The organism is Kitasatospora sp. SC0581, from assembly GCF_048159585.1.
GTDB lineage: Bacteria > Actinomycetota > Actinomycetes > Streptomycetales > Streptomycetaceae > Kitasatospora.
This window is the reverse complement of sequence record NZ_JBLRWA010000053.1, coordinates 1-10,818: the sequence shown is the minus strand read 5'-3', so window position 1 is coordinate 10,818 and position 10,818 is coordinate 1. Positions and strand designations below refer to the sequence as shown.

Annotated in this window: 8 protein-coding genes; 4 read left to right on the top strand and 4 right to left on the bottom strand. The window is 72.8% G+C overall.

Annotation, left to right across the window (positions count from 1 at the left end; translation table 11 throughout):
• Window positions 1-167: 167 nt before the first annotated feature.
• Window positions 168-1,340, bottom strand: coding sequence for a PP2C family protein-serine/threonine phosphatase (locus tag ACLWS4_RS36720; protein ID WP_416876394.1), 1,173 nt, complete (start codon window positions 1,338-1,340; stop codon window positions 168-170).
• Window positions 1,341-1,533: 193 nt separating this feature from the next.
• Between ACLWS4_RS36720 and ACLWS4_RS36715 the strand changes: the two genes are divergently transcribed.
• Both ACLWS4_RS36715 and ACLWS4_RS36710 read left to right on the top strand, forming a co-directional pair.
• Window positions 1,534-1,752 (top strand): heavy-metal-associated domain-containing protein, encoded by a 219-nt coding sequence (locus tag ACLWS4_RS36715; protein WP_049651134.1) that lies wholly within the window; start codon window positions 1,534-1,536, stop codon window positions 1,750-1,752.
• 65 nt (window positions 1,753-1,817) lie between these two features.
• Window positions 1,818-4,064, top strand: coding sequence for a heavy metal translocating P-type ATPase (locus ACLWS4_RS36710; protein WP_416876393.1), 2,247 nt, complete (start codon window positions 1,818-1,820; stop codon window positions 4,062-4,064).
• A gap of 85 nt (window positions 4,065-4,149) precedes the next feature.
• On the opposite strand, the gene ACLWS4_RS36705 is transcribed toward ACLWS4_RS36710, so the two are convergent.
• The 3 genes from ACLWS4_RS36705 to ACLWS4_RS36695 all read right to left on the bottom strand — a co-directional run bounded on the left by ACLWS4_RS36705 (window position 4,150) and on the right by ACLWS4_RS36695 (window position 9,178).
• Entirely contained in the window at window positions 4,150-4,869 is a 720-nt protein-coding gene (locus tag ACLWS4_RS36705) for an SDR family NAD(P)-dependent oxidoreductase (RefSeq protein ID WP_049651142.1), read from the bottom strand.
• Window positions 4,870-5,425: 556 nt separating this feature from the next.
• Window positions 5,426-6,715, bottom strand: a complete 1,290-nt coding sequence (locus ACLWS4_RS36700; protein ID WP_049651143.1) for a citrate synthase — start codon at window positions 6,713-6,715, stop codon at window positions 5,426-5,428.
• A 225-nt stretch (window positions 6,716-6,940) separates the two neighbouring features.
• Window positions 6,941-9,178 (bottom strand): ATP-dependent RecD-like DNA helicase, encoded by a 2,238-nt coding sequence (locus ACLWS4_RS36695; protein ID WP_049651144.1) that lies wholly within the window; start codon window positions 9,176-9,178, stop codon window positions 6,941-6,943.
• 191 nt (window positions 9,179-9,369) lie between these two features.
• Here ACLWS4_RS36695 and ACLWS4_RS36690 point away from each other — a divergent pair, with 191 nt between their 5' ends.
• Both ACLWS4_RS36690 and ACLWS4_RS36685 read left to right on the top strand, forming a co-directional pair.
• Window positions 9,370-10,161, top strand: a complete 792-nt coding sequence (locus ACLWS4_RS36690) for a VOC family protein (protein WP_416876392.1) — start codon at window positions 9,370-9,372, stop codon at window positions 10,159-10,161.
• Window positions 10,162-10,260: 99 nt separating this feature from the next.
• Window positions 10,261-10,722, top strand: a complete 462-nt coding sequence (locus ACLWS4_RS36685) for a GNAT family N-acetyltransferase (protein ID WP_380745001.1) — start codon at window positions 10,261-10,263, stop codon at window positions 10,720-10,722.
• The last annotated feature ends 96 nt before the right edge of the window (window positions 10,723-10,818 follow it).

Sequence of the window (10,818 nt, the reverse complement as noted above, 5' to 3'; positions counted from 1 at the left end):
CCCTCCCCCCACCCCCCCCCCCCCCCCCACCCCCGGTCACCTTACCCCCCCGTCAACCCCGCCCAAACCCCCCCCCCCCCCCCCCCCCCCCCCCCCCCCCCCCCCCCCCCCCCGGCCCCCCACCCTCCCGAAAGCCCACCCCCACAGAAGACCCCCGCAGGGCCCCCTCACCCATCCGTCCGCACGATCAGCAGCAACAACGCGTCGTCCCGCAACTCCCCACCCGTATGCGCCAGCAGGTCCGCGTACACCCGCCCGACCGCCGTCTCCAGCTCCCCCTCCGAGCGCGCGGCCCCCCGCACCAGCGGCCCGACCCGCTCCGCCAGCGGGTAGAACTCCCCGCTCGTCCGGTGCCGCGCCTCGATCACCCCGTCCGTGCAGAGCACCAGCACGTCCTCCGCCCCGAACGGCTGGGCCCAGGTGGTCGGCTCCCCCGCCGCCAGCCGGCCGAGCCCCAGCGGCACCCACGGGTCGGGCGCGTCCAGCACGTGCGCCCGCCCCTCGTGGTCCACCCGGATCGGCGGCACGTGCCCGTACTGCAGCAGCTCCATCGCCCCGGGCGTACGGAACTCCGCGAACAGCGCCGTGGTGAACTCCCCGTCCGGCACGTGCCGTTCGACACTGGCCTCGATCCGCGCCGCGACGCCCCGCAGCCCGGCCTCGTCGTACGCCGCCTCGCGGAAGGCGCCCAGCACCACGGCCGCGGTCTGGACGGCGGCCAGTCCCTTGCCCCGGACGTCCCCGACCGCGACCCGGGTGCCGTGCGGCGTCTCCAGCACGGAGTACAGGTCCCCGCCGATCCGTGAGGCGTCCGCCGCCGACACGTACCGCACCGCGAGCCGCAGCGGCCCGACGGTCGGCCCGGGCAGCTGCAGCAGCGCCCGCTGGGCGGCTTCGGCGACGGAGCTGACGGCCGCGAAGGCCGCCGCGCGCCGCATCCGGATCTTGGCGACCCAGGCCGAGAACAGCGTCAGGACGACGTAGCTGACCATCGCCCCGTACAGGAAGCGGGCGTCGTTGATGTTGTCGACCTCGTCGTGGTGGCTGAGCCCGAACACCGTGAGCAGCCCGAGCGAGCAGACCAGCAGCAGTTCGCGGGGCCTCAGGGTCAGTGCCGCGACGGTCGGCACCACGGTCATCAGCGGGGCCAGGTAGCGGTCCTTGCCGGAGAGGAAGTCCGCGAGCCCGACGAGCAGGACGGCGATCAGCGCCGGGGTGGCGCGCCGCCAGAAGGGCACGTCCTGGAGGTCGGCGGCGAGCAGGGCGCCGCGCTGCCGGTCCGGCGGCAGTCCGGCTGCCGTGGGAGCCGAGGGAGACTGGGCGCGGCGGAGCGGAAACACATACCGAACATAAGGGACGATCACCGCGGAAGCCCGACCGGCCCTGGCCCCCGGCGTTCCCGGGGCGATCCGGGCGCCCCACCCCCACCACTCCCGGAATACCCTGGAGGGGTATGGTGTTGTCACAAGAGTCGTTGCCAGCGCCGCGCCCCGGGCGAACACCCGGGCCGCCCGGACCTCCCGGAGGCCCCCGATGTCCAGCACCATCACCTACACCGTGTCCGGCATGAGCTGCGGCCACTGCGAGAAGGCGATCAGCGAGGAGGTCTCCGCCCTGGCCGGGGTCACCGGGGTCGCCGCCGACGCCACGGCCGGGACCGTGACGATCTCCTCCGCCGCCCCGTTGGACGACGAGCAGGTGCGCGCCGCGATCGACGAGGCCGGCTACGAGCTGGTCGGCCGCAGCGCCTGAACCACCCGGCACGGCGGGGCCGCCGCGGCGCCCCGCCGGCCACCCGCACCGAGGAGCTGATCCGCATGAGCACGTCCACCCCGGACCTCGGGGCCCGGGACCGGGTCGAGCTGTCGATCGGCGGGATGACCTGCGCCTCCTGCGCGGCCCGGATCGAGAAGAAGCTCAACCGGATGGACGGCGTCGAGGCCACCGTCAACTTCGCCACCGAGAAGGCCCGGGTCGACTTCGGCCCCGGCACCACGGTCGAGGACCTGATCGCCACCGTCGAGCGCACCGGCTACACCGCCGAGCTCCCCCCGCCCCCGGCCGCCCCCGAGCACCCCACCCGGCCCGAGCCCGCCGACCCCCTGCGCGACCGGCTGCTGACCAGCGCCGTCCTCGCCGTCCCGGTGGTGCTGCTGTCGATGGTCCCGGCCCTCCAGTTCACCGACTGGCAGTGGCTGGCCTTCGCGCTCACCGGCCCGGTCGTGGTCTACGGCGGCCTGCCCTTCCACCGCGCCGCCTGGACCAACCTCCGGCACGGCGCCGCCACCATGGACACCCTGGTCTCGCTCGGCACCCTGGCCGCCTTCGGCTGGTCCTGCTGGGCGCTGTTCGGCGGCCACGCCGGCCGGCCCGGGACGCACCACGACTTCTCGCTCTCGGTCGGCGACACCGACGCCTCGGCCACGCTCTACCTGGAGACCGCCGCCGCCGTTACCGTGCTGATCCTGCTCGGCCGCTACCTGGAGGCCCGCTCCAAGCGCCGGGCCGGCGCCGCACTGCACGCCCTGCTCGACCTCGGCGCCAAGGACGTCGCGGTCCTGGAGCGGGGACGCGAGGTACGGCTGCCGGTGGACCGGCTGACGGTCGGCACCCGCTTCGTGGTCCGCCCCGGCGAGAAGATCGCCACCGACGGCACGGTGGTCGAGGGCGCCTCGGCGGTGGACGCCTCGATGCTGACCGGCGAGTCCGTCCCGGTCGAGGTCACCGTCGGCGACGCCGTCACCGGCGCCACCGTCAACGCGGGCGGCCGGCTGGTGGTCGAGGCCACCCGGGTCGGCGCGGACACCCGGCTGGCCCGGATGGCCCGGCTGGTCGAGGAGGCCCAGAACGGCAAGGCCGCCGCCCAGCGGCTGGCCGACCGGATCTCCGCGGTCTTCGTCCCGGCCGTCATCCTGATCGCCCTGGCCACCCTGGTGGTGTGGCTGCTGGCCACCGACAGCTCCACCGAGGCCTTCACCGCGGCCGTCGCCGTGCTGATCATCGCCTGCCCGTGCGCCCTGGGCCTGGCCACCCCGACCGCGCTCATGGTCGGCACCGGCCGCGGCGCCCAGCTGGGCATCCTGATCAAGGGCCCCGAGATACTGGAGACCACCCGCACGGTGGACACCGTCGTCCTGGACAAGACCGGCACCGTCACCACCGGCCGGATGGCCCTGGTCGCCGTGCACACCGCGGAGGGCGTGGACCGGGCCGAGGCGCTGCGCCTGGCGGGCGCCGTCGAGCACGCCTCCGAGCACCCGGTCGCCCGGGCGGTCGCCGAGGCCGCCGCCGAGGCCGGCGCCCTGCCCGCCGTCGCGGACTTCCGCAGCGTGCCCGGGCGGGGCGTGGAGGGGGTCGTGGCGGGGCGCGCGGTGGTCGCCGGGCGCGAGGCCCTGCTGGCCGACCGCGCGCAGCACCTGCCGCCCTCCCTGGCCCGCGCCAAGGCCGCCGCCGAGGCGGCCGGCCGCACCGCGATCGCGGTCGGCTGGGACGGCGAGGCCCGGGCCGTGCTGGAGGTCGCCGACGCGGTCAGGCCGACCAGCGCCGAGGCCGTCGGCAGGCTGCGCGCGCTCGGCCTGACCCCGGTGCTGCTCACCGGCGACAACCGGGCGGTGGCCGAGGCCGTCGCCGCCGAGGTCGGCATCGCGCCGGAGCACGTGCTCGCCGAGGTGCTCCCCGAGGAGAAGGTCGCCACCGTCAAGCGGCTGCAGGCCGAGGGCAAGGTCGTCGCGATGGTCGGCGACGGCGTCAACGACGCGGCCGCGCTCGCCCAGGCCGACCTGGGCCTCGCCATGGGCACCGGTACGGACGCCGCCATCGAGGCCGGCGACCTCACCCTGGTCCGCGGCGACCTCCGCTCGGCGGCCGACGCGATCCGGCTCTCCCGCCGCACCCTGGCCACCATCAAGGGCAACCTGTTCTGGGCCTTCGGCTACAACGTGGCGGCGATCCCGCTGGCCGCCGCCGGCCTGCTCAACCCGATGGTCGCGGGGGCCGCGATGGCCTTCTCCTCGGTCTTCGTGGTCACCAACAGCCTGCGGCTGCGCCGCTTCCGGCCCGCCTGAGCCGGCCCGCGCGAAGGCCCCGGACCGGTGTCGGTCCGGGGCCTTCGCGCGTACGGGGCGTCCCGGGGCCCTCGGGGGCCGGGCCTCAACGCCCCAGCAGCTCGCCGCCGTTGCAGTGCAGGATCTCGCCGGTGATGAACCCGGCCTCGGGCGAGGCCAGGAAGTACACCGCCGCCGCCACCTCGCCGGTCTCGCCGATCCGCCCGAGCAGGGTGCGGGCGGCCCGGCGGGCGACCTCGGCCTCGTCCAGCCGCGGCCCGAAGAACTCGGTGCCCGCGACGGTGCCCGGCGCGACGATGTTGGCGGTGATGCCCGAGGTGCCCAACTGGGCGGCCAGGAAGTGGTTCCAGGCGTGCAGCGAGGCCTTCGCCGCGCCGAACGAGCCGGCCCCGCGCAGGGCGGCGATGGAGCTGATGGTGACCACCCGGCCGGAGCCCGGGGTGAGCCGGTCGCGGACCGACTCGGTGAGCAGCACCACGGTCAGCACGTTGCGCTCGAAGTCGCCGCGCCAGCGCGCCAGCAGGGCGTGCGGCCCGCCGCCGACCACGGTCTCGCGGCTGCCGGCGTTGTTGACCAGGACGTCGATCCGCTCGGGCAGGTCGGCGAGCGCGGCCTCGACGGCGTCCGGGTCGGCGAGGTCGCACACCAGCGGGGTGACGTTCGGCCCGAGTCCGGCCGCGGCCTTCTCCAGGACCTCCCGGCGGCGGCCCACGATCACCACGTGGTCGCCGGCCTCGACGAACCGCCGCGCGACCTCGTACCCGATTCCCGTGCCACCGCCGGTGACGACGACGTTCCTGGCCATCTGCGCACTCCCTCCCCAGTTCCGCCGTCGCGCGGCGAATGTGCGCGACGGTCCGTACCGGAATGCCACGATTCCTATCACGCTCGGTTGCCGTGACTGCGGGGAGGGTGACGTCCGGCGCGAGCGAAGGTGTGATATGAGCGTGGTACGACGCGCACACGGAGCGTGGCGAGAGGCAGCTCACACCCCCCGGGCGTAACTTCTCGCACCCTGATACGTCTTAGGTTGGTAGTGCGGCAGTTTTTCCGGTGGGCGGGGACACGCTGAACGGCAACGTGTCCCCGCGCTTCCAGCGGGCTGTCGCCGACGGGGCTCCGGCGGGCCCCGGGACGGTCGTCGACCCTGACGGCCTTCGCGCACGACGCCGGGGTTCTGGCGGGCCTGGGACGCTTTGAGCGGCCGTCCCCGGCTGCGGCCGACCCCGGAGTCGTGCGCCGTACGGTTCCGTCCCCGCGCGGGCCCTCGGGCGCGCCACCGGGACGCGAAGGGGCCCGGCCGCTCTCGCGGTCGGGCCCCTCTCAGCTTCCGTGCGGGCCGGTGGTCGGCGCCGCTGCGGTCAGCGGGCGTCCAGCGGGACGTAGTCGCGGATCGCGGTGCCGGTGTAGATCTGGCGCGGACGGCCGATCCGGCTGGTCGGGTCGTTGATCATCTCGTGCCAGTGGGCGATCCAGCCCGGCAGCCGGCCGAGGGCGAACAGCACGGTGAACATGCTGGTCGGGAAGCCCATGGCGCGGTAGATCAGGCCGGTGTAGAAGTCCACGTTCGGGTACAGCTTGCGCGAGATGAAGAAGTCGTCCTTGAGGGCGTGCTCCTCCAGCTTGAGCGCGATGTCCAGCAGCTCGTCGCTCTTGCCGAGCTGGCCGAGGACCTCGTGCGCGAGCAGCTTGACCTGGGCGGCACGCGGGTCGAACGCCTTGTAGACCCGGTGGCCGAAGCCCATCAGCTTGACGCCGGCTTCCTTGTTCTTCACCTTCGTGATGAAGGCGTCGACGTCGCCGCCGTCCTTCTGGATGCTCTCCAGCATCTCCAGCACGGCCTGGTTGGCGCCGCCGTGCAGCGGGCCCCACAGGGCCGAGATGCCGGCCGAGATCGAGGCGAACAGGTTGGCGTGGCTGGAGCCGACCAGGCGCACGGTGGAGGTCGAGCAGTTCTGCTCGTGGTCCGCGTGCAGGATGAGCAGCTTGTCCAGCGCGTTGACGACGACCGGGTTGAGCTCGTAGTCCTCGGCGGGGACGGCGAAGGTCATCCGCAGGAAGTTCTCGACGTAGCTCAGGTCGTTGCGCGGGTAGACGAAGGGCTGGCCCATCGCCTTCTTGTACGCGTACGCGGCGATCGTCGGCAGCTTGGCGAGCAGGCGGACCGTCGACAGGTGGCGCTGGGCCGCGTCGAACGGGTTGTGGCTCTCCGGGTAGAACGTGGACAGCGCGCCGACGACCGAGGACAGCATGGCCATCGGGTGGGCGTCCCGCGGGAAGCCCTGGAAGAAGCGCTTGACGTCCTCGTGCAGCAGGGTGTGCTGGGTGATCTCGCGGTTGAACTCGGCCAGCTGGTCCGCGTTGGGCAGCTCGCCGTTGATCAGGAGGTACGCGGTCTCGATGAACCCGCCATCGGAGGCGAGCTGCTCGATCGGGTAGCCGCGGTACCGCAGGATGCCGTTGTCGCCGTCCACGAAGGTGATCGCGGACTTGTACGCGGCGGTGTTACCGAAGCCGTTGTCCAGGGTGACCAGGCCGGTCTGCGGGAGCAGCTTCGAGATGTCGAAGCCGGCGTTGCCCGCAGTGCTCTCGACGACGGGGTACTCGTACTCGCCGTCCTGGTACCGCAGTACTACCGAGTTGTCGCTCACGTCTTCCTCACCGACGAAATGAATCCTCTTCCAAGGTGCCCTGACTGTCTCTACCATCCCCCATCCGGAGGACAGTCGCGCACCCGGGGTGGCCCGAAAGGGCCCGCCCCTACAAAACCTGCTGCCGCAGCCGGTACGAACCGGACAAGATCGGCACCACCCTAGGCTCTGCCGTAAATCTCTTCACGTCAAGAGAACATTAGAGGCAACCATCCCGTTGGATAATCATCCAGCTGCGAGCCGATGGTCGAGTCCGGTATGCCTCCGACCTGCACTGACGGCCCGGACGGCCTGTCCGATCGCCTTGCGTGACCCCACCAGCACCACGAGTTTCCGTGCCCTGGTCACAGCGGTGTAGAGCAGGTTCCGCTGGAGCATCGTCCAAGCGGACATGGTGACCGGAATCACCACGACCGGGTACTCGCTCCCCTGCGAGCGGTGGATCGTCACCGCGTACGCGTGGGCCAGCTCGTCCAGTTCGTCGAAGTCGTACGCCACCTCCTCGTCCTCGTCGGTGAGCACCGTCAGCCGCTGGTCGTCCACGCTCAGCGCGGTCACCACTCCCACTGTGCCGTTGAAGACGCCGTTCCGCCCCTTGTCGTAGTTGTTGCGGATCTGGGTGACCTTGTCCCCCACCCGGAACGTCCGGCCGCCGAACCGGCGTTCGGCCAGCCCCTCCCGGGCCGGCGTCACCGCCGCCTGGAGCAGGGTGTTCAGGTTCCCCGCGCCGGCCGGGCCGCGGTGCATCGGCGCCAGCACCTGCACGTCCCGGCGCGGGTCGAAGCCGAACTTCTGCGGGATCCGGCGCGCCACCACGTCCACCGTGAGCCCGGCCGCCCGCTCCGCGTCGTCCTCGGCGAACAGGAAGAAGTCCGCCAGGCCGTCCGTCAGCGGCGGCCTCCCCTCGTTGATCCGGTGCGCGTTGGTCACCACGCCGGACTGCTGCGCCTGCCGGAAGATCCTGGTCAGCCGCACCGACGGGATCGGCCCGCCCTCCGCCAGCAGGTCCCGCAGCACCTCCCCGGCGCCCACCGAGGGCAGCTGGTCCACGTCCCCCACGAACAGCAGGTGCGCGCCCGGCGGCACCGCCTTGACCAGCTTGTTCGCCAGGATCAGGTCCAGCATCGAGGCCTCGTCGACCACCACCAGGTCCGCGTCCAGCGGCCGGTCCCGGTCGTACGCGGCGTCCCCGCCCGGCTTCAGCTCCAGCAGCCGGTGCACCGTCGAAGCCTCCACCCCGGTCAGCTCCGCCAGCCGCTTCGCCGCCCGGCCGGTCGGCGCCGCCAGCACCACCTTGGCCCGCTTCGCCAGCGCCAGCGTCACGATCGACTTCACCGTGAACGACTTGCCGCAGCCCGGACCGCCCGTCAGCACCGCGACCTTCTCGGTCAGCGCCAGCCGGACCGACTCCTCCTGCTCCGGCGCCAGTTCGGCCCCGGTCCGCTTCGCCAGCCAGTCCAGGGCCACCGGCCAGTCCACGTTCCCGAACCACGGCATCCGGTCCGCGTCCGAACGCAGCAGCCGCACCAGCTGGTTGGCCAGCGAGATCTCCGCCCGGTGGAACGGCACCAGGTACACCGCGGTGACCGGCTCGCCGCCCTCCCCCGGGACCGCCTCGCGCACCACGCCCTCGGCCGCCACCAGCTCCGCCAGGCAGTCGATCACCAGCCCGACGTCCACCTGCAACAGCTTCACGCCGTCCGCGATCAGCCGCTCCTCCGGCAGGAAGCAGTGCCCCTGGTCGGTGCTCTGCGACAGCGCGTACTGCAGGCCGGCCTTCACCCGCTCCGGGCTGTCGTGCGGGATCCCCACCGCCTGCGCGATCCGGTCCGCCGTCAGGAAGCCGATGCCCCACACGTCCGAGGCCAGCCGGTACGGCTCGTTCCGCACCACCCCGATCGAACCGTCGCCGTACTGCTTGTAGATTCGCACAGCCAACGAGGTGGACACCCCGACCCCCTGCAGGAAGACCATCACCTCCTTGATGGCCTTCTGCTCCTCCCAGGCCGCGGCGATCTTCTTGGTCCGCTTGGGCCCCAGCCCCGGCACCTCGATCAGCCGGCCCGGCTCGTTCTCGATCACCTCCAGGGTGTCCGCCCCGAAGCGCTCCACGATCCGCTCGGCGAACCGCGGCCCGATCCCCTTGATCAGCCCCGAGCCCAGGTACCGCTGGATCCCCTGGATCGTGGCGGGCAGCACCGTGGTGTAGTTCTCCACCGTGAACTGCCGCCCGTACTGCGGGTGCGAGCCCCACCGCCCGTGCAGCCGCAGCGACTCGCCGACCTGCGCCCCCAGCAGCGCGCCCACCACCGTCAGCAGGTCGTTCGCGCCCCGGCCGGTGTCCACCCGGGCCACTGTGTAGCCGGTCTCCTCGTTGGCGTAGGTGATCCGCTCCAGCACGCCCTCGACCTGCGCGAGCTGGCGCGGCACCTGCTGCCCGGACTGCGCCGCCTGCTTGCTCACCGGACCCCCTTCGACCGGTACGGGTGGACGATTCCGCTACGCACCGTACCGCCCCGCCCCGACACCCCGCCCCCGCCGGTGCGGCGGCCGCTGCCGTGCACCGCCCCGGCCGAGGTGCCAGGCTGGGAGGGACCGAGGGGGACCGCCGTCGACCGCGCCCGCCCGGGCCCCGTCCGAGGAGCAGTGCCGCCATGCTCAACACCGACTTCCGCCCCGGTTCCCCGGACTGGCTCGACCTGAGCAGCCCCGACACCCGCGCGTCCGTCGACTTCTACACCGCGCTGTTCGGCTGGACCTTCGACTCGGCCGGCCCCGAGGCCGGCGGCTACGGCTTCTTCCAGCTCGACGGCCGGACCGTCGCCGCCCTGGGCCCGCTCGCCGAGGAGGGCACCCCGCCCGGCTGGACGCTCTACTTCGCCACCGAGGACGCCGACCGCACCACCGCGCTGGTCGAACAGGCCGGCGGCCGCGTCCGGTTCGCCCCCTTCGACGTCTTCACCGCGGGCCGGATGGCCGGCTACACCGACCCGACCGGCGCCGACTTCGCCGTCTGGCAGCCGCACGGCACCCGCGGCCTGGACGTCGTCACCGAGGAGGGCAGCCTCTGCTGGGCCGAGTGCTACAGCGTCGACGCCGAACTCGACAAGTCCTTCTACCGCTCCGTCTTCGACTGGCAGGAGCAGGACGTCCCGCTCGGCGAGGTGATGTACACCGTCCTCACCCCGGCCGGCGGCGGCAGCGACGACGCCCACGGAGGGATCATGCAGCTCGGCCCCGAACACACCGCGCGCGGCACCACTTCGCACTGGCTCCCCTACTTCGAGGTCCCCAACGCCGACGCCAGCCTCGCCATCGCCGACACCCTCGGCGCGACCGTACGGATCCCGGCCATGGACGTGCACGGCGTCGGCCGCCTGGCCCAGCTGGTCGACCCGCACGGCGCCGTCTTCGCCGTCATCACCAGTGCCAAGCCCGGGGACTGACGCCGAGAGGGTCCCACGGCCCTTCAGAAGGCCCGGGAAGGGGTGCTACGGGCGTAGACAAGGCGCGGTGCGTCAGACAGGGGCCTCTAGTCTCTGATCATGACTGAAACGGCTGTTCTGACGATCCGGCGGGCCACCGCCGACGACCTGCCGGCGATCGTGGCCATGCTCGCCGACGACCCGCTGGGCGCCACCCGCGAGAGCCCCGACGACCTCACCCCCTACCGCACCGCCTTCGCCCGCATCGACGGCGATCCGCACCAGCACCTGATCGTCGCCGACCGGGCCGGCCGCACCGTCGGCACCCTCCAACTCACCGTCGTCCCCGGCCTCTCCCGGGCCGGCGCCACCCGCACGATCATCGAGGGCGTCCGCATCCACGCCGACGAACGCGGCAGCGGCCTGGGCACCGAACTGATCCGGTGGGCCGTCGACCGCTCCCGCGAACTCGGCGCCGACCTCGTCCAGCTGACCTCCGACGCGACGCGCACGGACGCACACCGCTTCTACGAGCGGCTGGGATTCGTGGCCTCGCACGTCGGGTTCAAGCTCAAGCTCTGAGAACGCGCTCAAAAGCCCGGAAAACGCGAAGAACCCCCATCCGGGACCCGGATGGGGGTTCTTCTGAAGAATTGTTCGGCGGCGTCCTACTCTCCC